This is a genomic window from Roseobacter sp. N2S (genome assembly GCF_031454055.1).
GTDB lineage: Bacteria > Pseudomonadota > Alphaproteobacteria > Rhodobacterales > Rhodobacteraceae > Amylibacter.
Map to the genome: position 1 here is coordinate 1089797 of NZ_JAVDQB010000001.1, position 15913 is coordinate 1105709.

14 protein-coding genes are annotated in these 15913 nt (G+C 55.8%); 4 read left to right on the forward strand and 10 right to left on the reverse strand.

The features are described from left to right. Positions 1-4: 4 nt before the first annotated feature. Entirely contained in the window at positions 5-3451 is a 3447-nt protein-coding gene (locus GGE09_RS05385) for a pyruvate carboxylase (protein ID WP_309744595.1), read from the reverse strand. A gap of 204 nt (positions 3452-3655) precedes the next feature. On the opposite strand from GGE09_RS05385, the gene GGE09_RS05390 reads away from it, so the two are divergent. Then, positions 3656-6103: a UvrD-helicase domain-containing protein gene (locus GGE09_RS05390; RefSeq protein ID WP_309744597.1), complete on the forward strand. Its 2448-nt coding sequence runs from the start codon at positions 3656-3658 to the stop codon at positions 6101-6103. On the opposite strand, the gene GGE09_RS05395 is transcribed toward GGE09_RS05390, so the two are convergent. From GGE09_RS05395 to GGE09_RS05410, 4 genes are all read right to left on the reverse strand, one after another. Next, positions 6100-6768: a site-2 protease family protein gene (locus GGE09_RS05395; RefSeq protein ID WP_309744599.1), complete on the reverse strand. Its 669-nt coding sequence runs from the start codon at positions 6766-6768 to the stop codon at positions 6100-6102. The genes GGE09_RS05390 and GGE09_RS05395 overlap by 4 nt on opposite strands. A gap of 215 nt (positions 6769-6983) precedes the next feature. Beyond that, entirely contained in the window at positions 6984-7199 is a 216-nt protein-coding gene (locus tag GGE09_RS05400) for a DUF1127 domain-containing protein (RefSeq protein WP_309744601.1), read from the reverse strand. 411 nt (positions 7200-7610) lie between these two features. Continuing rightward, entirely contained in the window at positions 7611-8312 is a 702-nt protein-coding gene (locus GGE09_RS05405; protein ID WP_309744603.1) for an ATP-binding cassette domain-containing protein, read from the reverse strand. Continuing rightward, entirely contained in the window at positions 8309-9010 is a 702-nt protein-coding gene (locus GGE09_RS05410) for an ABC transporter permease (protein ID WP_309744605.1), read from the reverse strand. The genes GGE09_RS05405 and GGE09_RS05410 overlap by 4 nt, the downstream gene beginning before the upstream one ends. Before the next feature lie 110 nt (positions 9011-9120). Here GGE09_RS05410 and GGE09_RS05415 point away from each other — a divergent pair, with 110 nt between their 5' ends. Together GGE09_RS05415 and rpmG are read left to right on the forward strand one after the other, a co-directional pair. Next, complete coding sequence (locus GGE09_RS05415) at positions 9121-10188, forward strand: Mrp/NBP35 family ATP-binding protein (RefSeq protein ID WP_309744607.1); 1068 nt, start codon at positions 9121-9123, stop codon at positions 10186-10188. A gap of 347 nt (positions 10189-10535) precedes the next feature. Then, positions 10536-10703 (forward strand): 50S ribosomal protein L33, encoded by a 168-nt coding sequence (gene rpmG, locus GGE09_RS05420; protein WP_309744609.1) that lies wholly within the window; start codon positions 10536-10538, stop codon positions 10701-10703. Between the two features lie 365 nt (positions 10704-11068). Here rpmG and efp read toward each other — a convergent pair whose 3' ends face one another. After that, positions 11069-11632, reverse strand: coding sequence for an elongation factor P (efp, locus tag GGE09_RS05425; RefSeq protein WP_309744612.1), 564 nt, complete (start codon positions 11630-11632; stop codon positions 11069-11071). 210 nt (positions 11633-11842) lie between these two features. On the opposite strand from efp, the gene GGE09_RS05430 reads away from it, so the two are divergent. Next, positions 11843-12154 carry a DUF6280 family protein gene (locus GGE09_RS05430; RefSeq protein ID WP_280100407.1) on the forward strand — a complete coding sequence of 104 codons (312 nt, stop codon included), beginning with the start codon at positions 11843-11845 and terminating at the stop codon, positions 12152-12154. A 167-nt stretch (positions 12155-12321) separates the two neighbouring features. Here GGE09_RS05430 and GGE09_RS05435 read toward each other — a convergent pair whose 3' ends face one another. Genes GGE09_RS05435 through GGE09_RS05450 form a run of 4 tightly spaced genes read right to left on the reverse strand, consistent with a single transcriptional unit; the run spans position 12322 to position 15902 of the window. Next, positions 12322-13074, reverse strand: coding sequence for a rhomboid family intramembrane serine protease (locus tag GGE09_RS05435; RefSeq protein ID WP_309744615.1), 753 nt, complete (start codon positions 13072-13074; stop codon positions 12322-12324). A 4-nt stretch (positions 13075-13078) separates the two neighbouring features. Then, on the reverse strand, positions 13079-14182 hold the full coding sequence (locus tag GGE09_RS05440) for a TFIIB-type zinc finger domain-containing protein (protein WP_309744617.1): 1104 nt from the start codon (positions 14180-14182) through the stop codon (positions 13079-13081). A gap of 6 nt (positions 14183-14188) precedes the next feature. Continuing rightward, on the reverse strand, positions 14189-14770 hold the full coding sequence (locus tag GGE09_RS05445; RefSeq protein ID WP_309744619.1) for a cytochrome b/b6 domain-containing protein: 582 nt from the start codon (positions 14768-14770) through the stop codon (positions 14189-14191). A gap of 4 nt (positions 14771-14774) precedes the next feature. Beyond that, complete coding sequence (locus GGE09_RS05450) at positions 14775-15902, reverse strand: SPFH domain-containing protein (RefSeq protein ID WP_309744622.1); 1128 nt, start codon at positions 15900-15902, stop codon at positions 14775-14777. Positions 15903-15913: the final 11 nt, after the last annotated feature.

Consider the following 15913-nt stretch of genomic DNA (forward strand, 5'->3'; position numbering starts at 1 on the left):
AGGGTCAGGTCTCGAATTCAATCAACAGGTCTTTGGCGTCAACCTGTGATCCGGCTGGCGCATGAATGGCTTTGACGATGCCATCGATCTCGGCGTGGATGCCGGTTTCCATTTTCATCGCTTCAATGGTTAACAACATATCGCCGGATTTCACGGCCTGTCCAGCACCCACCACAACGGATGAAATGACCCCCGGCATCGGTGCCCCGATCTGGGCGGGGTTGCCCGCCTCGGCTTTGGCACGGCGCGCTGTGGTTGCGGCTGCCTTGCGGTTGGTGACGCGCACGGTGCGGGGCTGGCCGTTCAATTCAAAGAACACCCGCGCTTCGCCGCCTTCATCGGTTTCACCAATGGCTTGCAGGCGGATTTCCAGCGTCTTGCCGGGGTCGATTTCCGCGCTGATCTGTTCGCCCGGTTCCATCCCATAGAAAAACGTGCGGGTGGGCAGGCTGCGCACAGGGCCGTAGATCCGATGACGCCCCATATAATCGAGGAACACTTTGGGGTACATCAGATAGCCGTTCAGATCCTCACCATCCACATCAAACCCTTCCAGCTCGGCGCTGAGTTCAGCGCGGGTCTGGTCCAGATCAACGGGTTGCATATGGGCCCCTGGGCGGGTGGTGGCAGGCGTGTCCCCTTTCAGAATTTTCGACTGGATCGCCGCAGGGAACCCACCCGGAGGCTGGCCCAGATTTCCGCGCATCATGTCGATCACGCTGTCAGGGAAGGCCACGTCGGTTTTGGGGCTTTCCACTTGGGCGCGGGTCAGGTTCTGGCTGACCATCATCAAAGCCATGTCCCCCACCACTTTGGATGACGGCGTGACCTTGACGATATCGCCAAACATCTGGTTCACATCCGCATAGGTTTGCGCCACTTCATGCCAGCGGTCCTCTAGCCCCAAAGAGCGCGCCTGTGCTTTCAGGTTGGTGAACTGACCGCCCGGCATTTCGTGCAAATAGACCTCGGATGCAGGGGAGGGCAGGCCGCTTTCAAAGGCGGCATATTGGGCGCGCACGCCTTCCCAATAATCGCTGATCTCGCGCACGGCTTTGATGTCCAGACCTGTGTCGCGGTCGGTGTGGCGCAGGGCCTCGACCACGGACCCAAGGCAGGGCTGCGATGTGCCGCCTGAAAACGCATCCATTGCCACATCAACGGCGTCTACGCCCGCTTCTGCGGCGGCCAGAACGGTCGCGCCTGCGATGCCTGATGTGTCATGAGTGTGGAAATGGATTGGCAGGCCAACTTCTTCTTTCAGGGCTTTGACCAGCACGCGGGCCGCGGCGGGTTTCAACAGGCCCGCCATATCTTTCAGGCCGATCAGATGGGCACCGGCCTCTTTCAGCTGTTTCCCCATGTTTGTGTAGTAATTCAGGTCATACTTGGCCCGATCTGGGTCCAGAATATCGCCTGTGTAACAGATTGTACCTTCGCAAATCTTGCCACTTTCCACCACAGCATCCATGGCCACGCGCATGTTTTCCACCCAGTTCAGGCTGTCAAACACGCGGAACACATCCACGCCGGTTTCAGCCGCTTGGCGCACAAATTCCTGCACAACATTGTCGGGATAGTTTGTGTACCCAACGCCGTTGCTGGCGCGCAGCAGCATCTGGGTCATCAGGTTGGGCATCTTGGCCCGCAAATCCCGCAACCGCTGCCACGGACATTCCTGCAAGAACCGGTAGGCCACATCAAAGGTCGCCCCGCCCCAACATTCCACCGAAAACAGTTGCGGCAGGTTGTGGGCATAGGCATCCGCCACATTGATCATATCGTGTGACCGCATCCGCGTGGCCAGCAAAGACTGATGCCCGTCGCGCATGGTGGTATCGGTCAGCAGCAGTTGCTTCTGCGCGGCCATCCAGTCCACCACAGCCTGCGCGCCTTTGTCTTCCAGCAAATTACGCGTGCCATAGGCCGGTTTTTCGCTGCGTTTTGCGGGGGATTTGGGGGCTTTTACAGTGGCGGCTGGCTTGGGGCGGCCCTCTACGTCAGGGTGCCCGTTGACCGTAATGTCCGCCACATAGGTCAGGATTTTGGTCGCCCGATCCCGACGCTTTTTGAACCGGAACAGTTCAGGCGTGGAGTCGATGAATTTAGTGGTATAGCTGTTGTCCAAGAAGGTCGGATGTTTCAGCAGGTTTTCTACAAAGGCGATATTGGTCGACACACCGCGAATACGGAATTCCCGCAAGGCGCGGTCCATACGGGCGATTGCCTCGGTTGGGGTAGGGGCCCATGCGGTGACTTTTTCCAGCAGGGAATCGTAATAGCGGGTGATGACCGCACCAGAATAGGCCGTCCCCCCGTCAAGCCGAATCCCCATGCCAGTGGCCCCGCGATAGGCGGTGATACGGCCATAATCGGGGATAAAGTTGTTTTGTGGATCTTCGGTTGTGACGCGGCACTGAATGGCGTGACCGCGCAGCAGGATGTCTTCTTGGCGGGCAACGCCTGTCGCCTCGGCCAGCTTTGCGCCTTCGGCAATCTTGATCTGGGAGCGCACGATATCAATGCCGGTGACTTCCTCGGTGACGGTGTGTTCCACCTGAACGCGGGGGTTTACCTCGATAAAGAAAAACTCCTGCGTGTCCATATCCATCAGGAATTCAACGGTCCCGGCACATTCATAGCCCACATGGGCGCAGATTTTGCGGCCCAAAGCGCATAGGCGTTCGCGTTGTTCTTGTGTCAGATAGGGGGCAGGGGCCCGTTCCACCACTTTCTGGTTGCGCCGCTGAACCGAGCAGTCCCGCTCCCACAGGTGGTAAATTTCGCCGTGTTGGTCGCCAAGGATTTGCACTTCGACGTGGCGGGCGCGTTGAACCAGCCGTTCCAGATAACCCTCCCCATTGCCAAAGGCCGCTTCGGCTTCTCGGCGGCCTTCCAGAACTTTTTCCTCCAGTTCATCGGGGGACATGATCGGGCGCATCCCCCGACCGCCCCCGCCCCAGGATGCCTTTAGCATGAAAGGATAGCCGACCTTTGCGGCCATGCGGTGCACTTCGTCCATATCGTCGGGCAGCACGTCCGTGGCGGGAACCACTGGCACGCCCGCCTCAATTGCGACGCGGCGGGCGGATGCTTTATCCCCCAACTGGCGCATGGTCTTGGCTTTGGGGCCGATGAAAGTGATACCCGCTTGGGTGCAGGCATCGACGAAATCAGGGTTCTCTGACAGCAATCCATAGCCCGGATGGATCGCATCCGCGCCGCACATTTTTGCCACGCGAATAATATCTTCGATCGACAGATAAGCGGCCACAGGCCCCAGCCCTTCGCCGATCTTATAGGCTTCATCCGCCTTAAAGCGGTGCAGGCCCAGTTTGTCTTCCTCCGCATAGACGGCAACCGTTCGCTTTCCCATTTCATTGGCAGCCCGCATAATACGGATGGCGATCTCACCACGGTTTGCAATCAGGATTTTAGAGAAATTTTTCATCTGGGCACGGTCCTTTGGATTTTGCCTTGTCACGCTAAACGTTACGTAACAAATGGGTACAATGGAAAATGCTGCAGTGCAACAAACGTGAACGCTTTAACGATAACCAAGATTTATCGCAGTGTTAAATGGCTGGTGTAAAAGGTGGGAACATTTTGTGAACATGCACTTTATCTTAAGGTCCGTACAGGCTAGGATTGCACGATGAGCAGTTGGGAAGAATCAGACGCTTTTGAAGCGGCCGTTAATGCGCCTTTGTCGCAGCGTGCTATGGGCGCGCGTCTTGCGCCCTATTTGGATGGGCTGAATCCGGCGCAGCGCGATGCTGTGGAAACGCTGGATGGTCCGGTTCTGATGCTTGCGGGGGCTGGTACCGGCAAAACCAAGGCGCTGACCGCGCGGATTGCCTATCTGATGCACACACGCCGTGCGCAACCCAATGAAATTCTGGCGGTCACTTTCACCAACAAGGCCGCGCGTGAAATGAAGAATCGCGTTGGCGGTCTGCTGGGCGAAATGGTCGAAGGCATGCCCTGGCTGGGAACATTCCACAGCCTGTGTGTGAAATTGCTGCGCCGCCATGCAGAGCTGGTGGGCTATTCGCAGGGTGGTGGCATCGGGCGCGATGACGTGATTGACGACGGCAGTTCCCCCAATTGGGTACATCTGAAGTCGAATTTCACCATTCTGGATACGGACGATCAGATTCGCCTGCTCAAACAATTGATTCAGGCCGAAGGAATCGACGACAAACGCTGGCCCGCGCGTATGCTGGCGGGGTTGATTGACGGCTGGAAAAACCGCGCATTGACCCCTGATAAAGTGCCCGCTGCGGAAGCCAGCGCCTTTAACAACAAAGGAACGGATCTGTACGAGGCCTATCAAAAGCGCCTTGTGACCCTGAACGCCTGTGATTTTGGCGATCTGCTGCTGCATGTTGTGGCGATCTTTCAGAAATACCCAGAGGTGTTGAAAAAATACCAGAAATGGTTCCGCTACATTCTTGTGGACGAATACCAAGATACCAACGTGGCCCAGTATTTGTGGCTGCGTTTGTTGGCGGCAGAACATAAGAATATTTGCTGCGTGGGCGATGATGACCAGTCGATCTATGGTTGGCGCGGGGCAGAGGTTGGCAACATTCTGCGCTTTGAAAAGGACTTTCCGGGCGCAAAAACTGTACGTTTGGAACAAAATTACCGGTCCACCCCGCATATTCTGGGCGCTGCGTCCGGCGTGATTGCGGGCAATGAAAAGCGGTTGGGCAAAACCCTGTGGACTGAACGCCCCGAAGGTGAAAAGGTCCGTCTGATCGGCCACTGGGACGGTGAAGAAGAAGCTCGCTGGATTGGTGAAGAAGTTGAGAATTTCCAGCGCGGCACCCGTGGCCATGACCCGATCAGCCCCGAAAGCATGGCGATTTTGGTGCGGGCCTCGCACCAGATGCGCGCCTTTGAAGACCGTTTCCTGACCATCGGCATGCCTTACCGCGTGATCGGTGGCCCACGTTTTTACGAACGGATGGAAATCCGCGATGCCATGGCCTATTTCCGCGTCGCGGTCAGCCCCGACGATGCGTTGGCCTTTGAACGGATCATCAACACGCCCAAACGGGGAATCGGTGATAAAGCCCAGCAAACCATTCAGTTGGCAGCCCGTGAAAACGGCGTCAGCCTATTAGAAGGCGCGCGGATTGTGGTGGCCGAGGGGGGCTTGTCTGCCAAGGCCCGCAATGCATTGAAAGAGCTGGTGATGGGCTTTGATCGCTGGTCCGCGATGATACAGGCCGACACGGTCAGCCACATCGAAATTGCGCAGCAAATGCTCGACGAATCTGGGTATACGGATCACTGGCGCAATGACAAAACCCCCGAGGCTCCGGGGCGGTTGGAGAACCTCAAAGAGTTGGTCAAAGCGCTGGAAGAGTTTGAAAACCTTCAGGGTTTTCTGGAACATGTCAGCCTGATCATGGAGAACGAGCAAGAGGATGATGTTGAAAAAATCAGCATCATGACCCTGCACGCGGCCAAAGGGCTGGAATTTCCAGTGGTGTTTCTGCCGGGCTGGGAGGATGGATTGTTCCCCTCGCAGCGTTCGATGGATGAAACGGGGATGAAGGGCGTCGAGGAGGAGCGCAGGTTGGCCTATGTGGGCATCACACGGGCAGAAGTGTTCTGCACCATCAGCTTTGCTGCGAACCGACGGGTGTTTGGCCAGTGGCAATCGTCCTTGCCGAGTCGTTTCATTGATGAATTGCCTGAAGAACATGTGGATGTGCTAACTCCGCCAGGCCTTTATGGCGGCGGTTTCGGGGCTGCGGCCAGCAGCCAAACCTTTGAGGACGTGTCCAAAGGGTCGGATCTGATGGAAAAGGCGGGGCGTGCAGATGCCTATAATTCCCCTGGCTGGAAACGAATGCAGGCCCGTTCCGCGCAGCGCGGCACAGGGCAACCGCGTAAACCCGCCAATCTGGTGATCGACAGTAAGGCCGTATCGGTTCACGGGCTTGGCGATCGGGTGTTCCATCAAAAATTCGGCTACGGCGCCGTGACCGCGATTGAAGGCGACAAGCTAGAGGTTGCTTTTGAAAAGGCGGGCGTCAAAAAGGTTGTCGCTAGCTATGTTAGCACCCCGGATGATGTGCCGTTCTAGGCGGCTTTCCCCTGAAACATCCGCAAATGCAGCGGGATAGACGGCATGAACAGCAAAAGATACCCAAGCGTCAAATAGGCGTAAATCATCGCGGGAATCCATAAAACAGCGAACAACAGCCCGATTCCGCCTGCAATTCGAATGCAAAGCCCGCGATCATACCAACGGCGCAGGGTCAGATACAGCAGCTTGCCGCCATCCAGCGGCTGCACAGGGATCATATTCAGGCAGAACAGGAAAAAATTGATGTCTGCGAACCAGTAGAAATAGTCGCCAACCGTGATCCAGCCCAGATTATCGGCATAAGGCACCGCAAGACTGGATAGCGCCCATAGCCCAAGATTGACCAGTGGTCCCATGATCACGACGAATTCTTCGTCGCTCCGTGACAGAACTTTGGTGCCTTCGCAAAAACCGCCGCCGCCATAGATCACCACCCGTTTGACCGCGTGTCCCTGTATGATGGTCCCCCAAGCATGACCCATTTCATGCAGGAAAATCGCCAGCAGAATCAGCGCGAAAAAGATCAGATTGTCGATCAGATCGGCGCCCGTGGTGAAGGGAAACAGAAAGATAAATGCCAAAAACAGGATGGATGCGCCAATTTCGACGGGGACTCCAAAGGGGCCACGAAACTGGAAAATCGGGGTATCTGATGAAAACACGGGGCAAACCTGTCTTTAAGTGACTGTTGTGCCTCTGCTTTAAGCGCAAATTTAAAGCGCAGCTAGGGCAGGATTCGGGAAACTGTCAGCTGTGATGAATGCGTCGCAGGGATTAGATACAGAAATGGCGCTGCGGGGAGGACGCAGCGCCATTTTCATTACTCTGGCAAGACAGCCCGTTTCAGGGCCGATGCCAGAGGCGGTGTCGAAGTCTATCAGAGGCCGTAAACAGCGTGACGGGCTACCGATTTAATTTCGGAGCGAGAGATGCCCAAGTCGTCCAGCTCGCGCAGGGACAGCGAAGACAGTTGTGAAACAGTTGTGCGGTACTGGCGCATTTGAACAGCAGAGCGGAATGCTTCGGCAAAAGAGGCGCGCAGGTTAGCAAAGAGGGAATCACGTGTGTTAGTATTCGTAGAGATCGAAGCCATTGGAAGATCCTTTCCGGCAAAGTGTATATTTCGTTTCATGTTCTTGAGCGGAACCTAAGCATTTAAAGGCTTGGGAGAAGGCCGCTTTTGGTCAAATCCGATATGCGTTGGACGCATGGATCGCCCGGAATAAAAAAACGGCGGTGCGAGGGAGGGCGCACCGCCGTTATTCTTCGGATCACCCCAACAGGGAGGAAAAAGGCAACCCGTTAATTCAGCCAAAAAAGGCTGACGGCCGGGTAGACTTTGTTTAACGGCCCACTTGCGTGGATTGGGAGGAACTGCACGTTAACACTGTCTACCGAAGCGTTGAGGCTTATCTAGGGAAGCAAGTGGGTTTGGAAAAGGTCTGTTTAATCAACCCCGCTATGCAGTTCCCGCATGGCTGGTCGTTCGGGTGAAACCGCGGGGTTATAACAGCTGGCTTTTCAGATAGGCTTTGGCCGCATCACTGTCGGGGGCCGCGAAAAAGCTGGCGGTTTGGGAATGTTCCAACAACTGGCCTTTGGAAAAGAAAAGAACCTGCGAGGCGATGCGGCGGGTTTGCACAAGGTCGTGGTTCGACATCAAAATGGGTGTGGTTTGCGCCGCGTGAAGGATCATCACCTCCATCGCTTGACTGGCGGCGGGATCAAGCCCTGCGAATGGCTCGTCCAACAGCAGGGCCTTGGGTTGTGTGACTAGGGCACGGGCAAAGCTCATGCGGCGCAATTCTCCACCAGACAATGTGGCCGCAGGGGTATTGGCGCGATCGCCTAAACGGGCAAGCGACAATGCACTGGCCACCGTGTCACGCCGAAGCCCCCGCGCCATGCCGCGCGATTGCAGGGCAAAGTCGATATTGGCGGCAACGGTCCTGCGCAACACAACAGGGGTTTGCAACATAAATCCACGGCTGTCACGGGTCGCCCGCGCTGGCTGACCGTCCCAGCAGACACTGCCGGTTTGGGGGGAAAGGATGCCGTGGCACAGGGCCAGAAAAAGCGACTTCCCCGCGCCATTTGGCCCTAGAACCGCCGTGATCCCCGAAATCTGATGGGCCAGAGACAGCGGCCCCAGCCGGTTCTTCCCCTCAAACGACAGGGTGGCGGTCTTTAGCTGCAAGCTGATCATGACCGCACCGACTGGTATTTCTCACCGGTGCGGGCGACAGCATGGGTTAAAAAATTGATGCCAAAAGCAATTGAAATCAGCACCAGCCCCAAAGCCAGCGCCAGCGTCAGGTTCCCTTTTGATGTTTCCAGCGCAATGGTCGTGGTCATCACGCGGGTCAACCCGTTGATATTGCCCCCCACGATGATCACGGCCCCGACCTCGGCCAAGGCGCGACCAAACCCTGCCAGAACCGCGACGGAGACAGCGAAGCGGGCGTCCCAGATGATCGTGCGCACTTGCAACTGACGTGGAGTGTCGAGCGCATTAAACAGGCTGCCATATTCTCGGTAGAGCGGATGAACGGCTTGGTGGGTCAAAGACAGGACAATCGGAAAGATCAGAATAGTCTGGGCAATGATCATCGCCGTGGGGGTGAACAACAACCCCAGTGGCCCCAGCGGGCCGGATCGCGACAACAGCAAATAGACCGCCAGCCCAACCACCACAGGGGGCAGGGCCATAAAGGCTGTGCCAATCACTAAAACCAGCCTCCGCCCGGGAAATCGCAGTATTGCCAGGGCCGCGCCAGCTGGGATCGCCAAAGCCGCGGCCAACGCCGTTGCGCACAGGCTGACGCGCAGCGACAGGCCGATGATCGAGAAAAGATCCCCGTCCCCTGACAGAATCAAAGCGATGGCTGTTGTCAGAATTTCCATGAAGTTTCGAACACCGCTTTTGCGGGATGCCCCTTGCCCTTTTGCGCATGATGGACAAGTTAAGGTCGAACAGCGCCCAAGCGCAACCGCAGATCAGAGGAAATGGTAAGATGGCAGTGACGCAAGCAGAAATTCTAGACGCCCTGAAAGTCCTGAAATTGCAGGACGGTCGGGATGTGGTCAGCGCCGATTATGTGCGCGCCTTGATGATTGAGGGAACAACCGTGCGGTTTGTGCTGGAAGTGCCACCGGAACTGGGCGCTTCAATGGAGCCTGTGCGTCAGGCCGCTGAAAAAATCGTGGCGGGACTGGACGGCGTGGATAAAGCCTCGGTTTTGTTGACCGCCCATGGTCCCGCACAGGCCAAAGAGCCGCCCCAGCTGAAAATCGGAGGCCACCCCAAGCCAAGCGCCGATCAAGCGCCTGTGGCAGGCGTGGACCGCATTCTTGCTATTGCGTCGGGGAAAGGCGGGGTTGGAAAATCCACTGTGGCCAGCAATCTGGCCGTGGCACTGGCGCGGCAGGGGCGACGTGTGGGGCTGCTGGACGCGGATATCTACGGACCATCGCAGCCACGGATGATGGGGGTGAACAAACGGCCCAGCTCTCCGGACGGGAAAACCATCATCCCACTAAAGAATCACGGTGTTACGATCATGTCGATTGGCCTGATGCTAGAGGAAGATCAGGCTGTGGTCTGGCGTGGTCCCATGCTGATGGGCGCTTTGCAACAGATGCTGGGGCAGGTGGAATGGGGGGAATTGGACGTGCTGATCGTCGATCTGCCACCCGGCACCGGGGATGTGCAGCTGACACTGGCCCAAAAAGCCAAAGTGACGGGCGCGATTGTCGTTTCGACCCCGCAGGATGTGGCGTTACTGGATGCGCGCAAAGCGTTGAACATGTTTGAAAAAACCAAAACCCCTGTGTTGGGGATGATTGAAAACATGTCCACCTACATCTGCCCCAATTGCGGCCATGAAGCCCATTTGTTCGGACACGGCGGCGCTGCTGCCGAGGCAGAGCGTCTGGGATTGCCCTTCTTGGGGGAAATCCCGCTGGATATTGATATTCGTATGGCAGGGGATGGTGGCACACCAATCGCCGCCACCGACAGCCCATTGGCCGAAGCCTACGGAAAAATCGCTGCGCGTCTGGTGGCCGGGGGCATGGCCTGAGAATCGGTGCAGGGCTTGGTTATGGATATTTGAAAACAAAAGAGGCGCTTAACCCTTTTTTCACCCAAATAGGGAATTATGGCAGTGCGGTACAGGCTGGGAAGCCGATGACCGTAAACAAAAAGGCGCTTCGACCCTACTCAGGTCGGGGCGTTTTTTATCATTTTTGTTTTGAAAATATCCATTTAGCGAGCACAAGTGGCTGTGCAGTGCGTAAATGGATGGGAATGACGTAAAAACCGTTGGATCGTGCGGTGTTGTTGCATCTGAATGGGTTGACAGCCCCTATGGGTGGTGTAGAAGGCCAATTCGAGATTTCGCAGTTCTGTCTGCCGAGGAGATATCAGATGGCTAAGCCAACCACGATTAAAATCCGCCTGAATTCTACGGCGGACACAGGTCACTTCTATGTGACAAAGAAAAATTCGCGCACAATGACGGAAAAAATGGTCGTTAAAAAATACGATCCCGTTATTCGGAAGCACGTTGAATACAAAGAAGGCAAAATCAAGTAATTGATTGCCCCTTCTTCTACGAAAAAGCCGCGACATGTTCGCGGCTTTTCTCGTTTTTATGGCTGTTTGACTGGATCGTGCAGGTCGGTTCTTTGGGCGTGAAACGAAAATAGGAGCAACTCCGGGAGAGTCGCTCCTATTCTCGAAAAGGTATAGGTACTCAAATACAACGACACCGCGTCGTTAACTAAGGGTAACCTACAACTTGTTAAGTTTCCCGTGAATAGTTCGTCAAAAAAACGGAATTTTGAAACGGATTTGTGAAGAATCCTGTGTTTTCAATGCAAAAGGGCCCGCAGATGCGAGCCCTCTATGTGTATGCTATGCAGTCGCGCCTTGTGACGGGTGCGATGCTGACAGGGGAATTAGGCCCGTTCAGTGTATTCCATGGTTTCGGTGTTGACGATAATTGCCTCGTCCTGACCCACAAACGGGGGCACCATAACGCGCACGCCATTGTCCAGAACCGCAGGCTTAAAGCTGTTGGCAGCCGTTTGGCCTTTCACTGCGGGTTCGGTTTCTACGACCGTGCAGGTGACTTTCTGGGGCAGGGATGCGGAAATGGCCTCGGACTCGTAATATTCGATCTGGATCGTCATGCCGTCCTGAAGGAAGGGGCGACGGTCGCCAAGGATATCGGCTGGCAGTTCGATTTGCTCATAGGTTTCCATGTCCATGAAGACCAACATTCCATCGGTTTCATACAGAAATTGCTGGTCTTTTTGATCCAGCCGGACCTTTTCAACTTTGTCTGCCGAGCGGAACCGTTCGTTCAGCTTGGAGCCATTGCGCAGGTTCTTCATTTCCACCTGTGCGAAGGCACCGCCTTTGCCTGGTTTGACGTGATCAACCTTGACCGCAATCCACAATCCAGCGTTGTGTTCCAGGATGTTTCCCGGTCTGATCTCGTTGCCATTGATTTTTGGCATAAAATGTACCCTTTTGCGCGGTTGATTTTTGAACAACCTAGCCTATATACAGTGACAATGCGCAATTCAACCCGCAGTGCGTTGTGACCATTGCGATCCAAGGTATGTTCCTGCTGCATGGCTCTCTTGCGTTTGAGGGCCTATCGAATCGTCACAAAAACGCCATATTGCGAAGACTGCCGAGAAAAATAAAAAAGTAAAGAGGACGTGATGTTCGATTACGTTGATGAGACTGCTATCAACAACGACCAAGGAAAACGCTCGCAAAAGCTGTTTGCCGCTGTCGTTCTAGCCGCGCTGGATGATGCCATTGCGGATGATAAGAAATATGGAAACGGTGTGGATTCCATTGCACGCTGGGCACGTTCCCGCGATGGGCGCGAAGTGCTGATGTGTGCAGGGATCGAACCTACAGAACGTTGTGTCAAAGGCATGATGGAATTTGTAGGCCGTGGTGTGCGCACCTCGGTCGCGCTAAGCCGTGAAGAAAGCGAACGTCAGCAAGCTGCGAAAGCTGCCTAAGCTGACCTGACGTAAGCTTTTGAAAGATTTAAGAAACGCCCTGTTCTGCACGGGGCGTTTTTTTACGTCCAGAGGTTTGGTTAATCGAGCTTGATCCGGTTTGGGACGGGGTTTTCTGGGCTAGGGCAGGTTGGGATATTTGAACCAAAAAGAGTGCGCTGTCTGTCTTATCGTTTGCGGCGGCGCACGATAGGGATGCGTGACAGCGAATTCGGCGTGGCGGTTGCAGGATGCGGAGGGTGACCATCTGTGGCCTTCCAGAAAGCTGGCCCGCCTTTGGATAGCCAATAGGGGAGTGTGGCGAGAATACCGGTGGCGAAGCCCCCTACATGTGCCCAATATGCAACGCCTCCTTCCGAAGTGGGATTAGAGAAGCCGCCGAACAGTTGCATAGCCAGCCAGACGCCCAAGACAATCCATGCACGTAGTGCAAAGGTTTTAAAGAAAACGATGAAAATGATGATGATATCTACCCTAGCGCGAGGGTAGAGCAGCAAGTATCCGCCCAGCACGCCTGCGATTGCGCCGGATGCGCCGACCACGGGAACGGGAGAATACGGGTTGGCGACAACCTGAAGGATATCAGCAGCCACTCCGCACAGCAGGTAGAACCCCAGAAAAGGGAGGTGACCGAAGGCGTCTTCCATGTTGTCGCCAAAGATCCATAAAAACAGCATATTACCTGCCAGGTGCATCCAGCCCCCGTGCAGAAACATAGAGGTCAGCAGGCTGTGCAGGTCGGTACCAGCACTGATGTTGCGCGGGATTGTGGCCCAATCAGACCAGACGGCGGCAAGGGCGTAGTCGTTGCCGCTGTTGGCTGGGTAATAGGATAGAAAGATCAGGATATTCGCTACAAGCAGCACCCATGTGACATATGGCGTGCGGTGTGACGGGTTATGGTCGCGAATAGGGAACATCGTATTATCCGTTGGCGGCGATATAAGCGCCGATTGCAGCGGCGGCGATCAGGCCTAGGGTGACGGCAATGGCGATCTTTACCTTTGAATAGGGGCGTTCACCGCGCACAGTGCCTGTCTGTCCGTTTACAACAAAGCGATAGGTCGCGCCGCGGTATTTATAGGCGGCCATCCAGATCGGCAGCAGAACGTGTTTGAAGGTCACGTCTTTGACGTCTGTATCAATGCCGTCTACCCGCTGTTTATCGCCGCCGATGTCAAATTTTACATCTCGCAGAATCATCCGGTCCATATAGCTGCGGGCCTCGGTATAGCCGTCTTCTAAAGGGACAGTGTAGCCCTCCGCGCGGAACCCCGCGAGAAATTGCGGGTCGTAGGGTTCAAGGGCGGAAAGATCCCACGGGGCCAGTGCATCGGTATAGGATTTTGGCAGAGAGGTTGAGCCGAGCACCAGAACATCGTCAAAGAACCGCGCCACGCGGCCCCGTGCAGGGCTCCAGCGGGTCTTCTGGACTTGCCGGTTTTCGGTGACCATCTTGCCGTTGCGTTCCACGCGCACCTGTTGGGTGACGTAGTAAATATCGCCCCGTGCGCCGCTGTAGCTGGATTTTGTGTCAGCGTCATAGGTCCAGTAGGGAATGTAAATGCCCTGCATGGCGCGGCCTTTTCGGGCGTAATCTTGCAGCCCGTTCGGGGCGAACCAAAGGGAGCCCAGCCAATTGGTCATCTGTTTGCGGGCGTCTGGTTCGGACAGGGCAAAAGGGACCAGGGCACGGGGTTTGATCTGGCGTTCTGCGCCTGTGTCTGTGACCACAGGGGTTGCGCAAAACGGGCATTCAGCGGCGTGGGTTTTGCTGTCAAATTCCACATGCGCACCACAGCTTTCGCAAGTGATTGTGCGGATTTCTGTGGTATCGGCTTTGGGTAGTTCCGCACGCAGGGCTTGGCGAAAGTCCAGTTCCTGTATGGCTGCGGCTTTGTTTGTTGGGGAAATCGATTCCGTCGCGCCGCAGTGATCACAGATCATCTGATCGGTGCCGGGGGCAAACCGCATGTCAGACCCGCAGGTGGCGCAGGGGAAACGGTGTTCTTTTGGGGCAGGATCCATAAAGCCTCAGAGCCAGCGGTGAAAGGTTTTGGGCACCATGATACGCAGGGCGTTGTCGTGCAAGCGAAAGTGACGCCAGATGTGGAAACCCGCATGCAGCGCGACAATGGCGGCCAGAATATAGAATTGGATGATGTGGAACGTGCCGACAAAAGCGTTGGCTTGGCGCAATCCCAGCGGTGGGGCGATTGGCAGGAAGCCACCTGCTTTGAGTAAAACGCTGGAGGTTAACCCCAGTAAAAAACCAGTGAAAGCAACGGTAAACAGGCCCCAGATGATGACTTTATGCATGATCTGATGGGTACGTTTCGCCCAAAGCGGCAGTTTGGGGCCAGGGCGGCTGGCCAGACCGCGCCGCATCAGGTCTGCGGTCCAGAACAGGGAGATCGACACAAAGACCACCGCCAGATTGGAGTGGATCAGAAAGGCCCAGCGGCCGATGGGCACCACGTCTTTGGGCTGAACCAGAACAAACCAGATCAGCAGCGGCAGCATGGTCCAATGCAGCCATTTCAGGGTGGTGCGGCGCTGGGGCAGCGCTGCAAATATACGGGCTTTAATGCCGTCTGAGGATGCCGTTCGGGGCACAGGATCAATCGACGGGGGGCGGTGGCGGGGGCATTACGGTGAACAATTGTGCCAGTTCAATCACCTCGGCGGCGCGTTTCCAGCCGTCTTGGCCTGCGGTCCAGACATGGGTTTCACGACTGAGCGTGCCATCTGCGGCCATGCGGCCAAGGCTGGCGCGGGAAAACGGCCCGCTGGTTTGCCCGTTTGTGGCGGTGTGCCAGACTTTTTCAACGGGCGGCGGCGGTGGTGCTACGGGTGCGGCTTGTGGCGCGGGGCGCGCACCCCAAGGGCCGCTGTTGGCCTGTTGTTGCGCCAACTGCTGCGCCATGCTCATCCCCATGCCAGCGCCCAAACCCGCAGCCATAGACCCGCCCGCGGCAGAGTTCGGGTTGCTCATAGCTTCAGCGGCTGAATATTTCATGAACTGGTCCAGATCACCCGCTAGCCCCATAGAGGTCCGTTTGTCCAGTGCCTCTTCTACTTTTGGCGGCAAAGAGATGTTTTCGATGTAAAGGCTGGGCAAATCCAGACCGTATTCCGCCAAGGCAGGGGCGATTTTGCTGGCCAGAAGTTTGCCCAGATCAAGGGTGTTCGCCGCCATATCCAGCACAGGAATGCCCGATCCCGCGATGGCCGCAGAAAACTGTGACGTGATGATGTTGCGGATTTGAAAGCTGATTTCATCCATGGTGAATTCGCCGTCTGTGCCGACAATTTCAGACATGAATTTAGCCGGATCCGCCACTTTGATTTCATAGGTGCCATAGGCGCGGATGCGCACAGGGCCGAATTCGGGATCGCGGCAGATAATCGGGTTTTTGGTGCCCCATTTCAGATCGGTAAACCGCGTGGTGTTGACGTAGTAGATTTCAGATTTGAACGGACTTTCAAAGCCATGATCCCAATATTGCAGGGTGGTCATGATCGGCATGTTGTTGGTTTCCAACATATAAAGCCCGGGCTGGAACACATCTGCCAACTGCCCTTCATGCACCATCACGGCCGCCTGACCTTCGCGCACGGTCAGTTTCGCGCCGTATTTGATTTCATGGCCTTCCCGCTCAAAGCGCCAGACCATTGTGTCACGGGTGTCGTCGGTCCAATGGATGACGTCGATAAATTCGCCCGTCAGAAAGTCTAAAATACCCATGGGTTCATCTC

What these genes read in the sequence shown, in the direction of transcription:
- GGE09_RS05385 (WP_309744595.1), bottom strand. Translation starts at nt 3,451, where the DNA reads ATGAAAAATTTCTCTAAAATCCTGATTGCAAACCGTGGTGAGATCGCC.
- GGE09_RS05390 (WP_309744597.1), top strand. Translation starts at nt 3,656, where the DNA reads ATGAGCAGTTGGGAAGAATCAGACGCTTTTGAAGCGGCCGTTAATGCG.
- GGE09_RS05400 (WP_309744601.1), bottom strand. Translation starts at nt 7,199, where the DNA reads ATGGCTTCGATCTCTACGAATACTAACACACGTGATTCCCTCTTTGCT.
- GGE09_RS05405 (WP_309744603.1), bottom strand. Translation starts at nt 8,312, where the DNA reads ATGATCAGCTTGCAGCTAAAGACCGCCACCCTGTCGTTTGAGGGGAAG.
- GGE09_RS05410 (WP_309744605.1), bottom strand. Translation starts at nt 9,010, where the DNA reads ATGGAAATTCTGACAACAGCCATCGCTTTGATTCTGTCAGGGGACGGG.
- GGE09_RS05415 (WP_309744607.1), top strand. Translation starts at nt 9,121, where the DNA reads ATGGCAGTGACGCAAGCAGAAATTCTAGACGCCCTGAAAGTCCTGAAA.
- rpmG (WP_309744609.1), top strand. Translation starts at nt 10,536, where the DNA reads ATGGCTAAGCCAACCACGATTAAAATCCGCCTGAATTCTACGGCGGAC.
- efp (WP_309744612.1), bottom strand. Translation starts at nt 11,632, where the DNA reads ATGCCAAAAATCAATGGCAACGAGATCAGACCGGGAAACATCCTGGAA.
- GGE09_RS05430 (WP_280100407.1), top strand. Translation starts at nt 11,843, where the DNA reads ATGTTCGATTACGTTGATGAGACTGCTATCAACAACGACCAAGGAAAA.
- GGE09_RS05435 (WP_309744615.1), bottom strand. Translation starts at nt 13,074, where the DNA reads ATGTTCCCTATTCGCGACCATAACCCGTCACACCGCACGCCATATGTC.
- GGE09_RS05440 (WP_309744617.1), bottom strand. Translation starts at nt 14,182, where the DNA reads ATGGATCCTGCCCCAAAAGAACACCGTTTCCCCTGCGCCACCTGCGGG.
- GGE09_RS05450 (WP_309744622.1), bottom strand. Translation starts at nt 15,902, where the DNA reads ATGGGTATTTTAGACTTTCTGACGGGCGAATTTATCGACGTCATCCAT.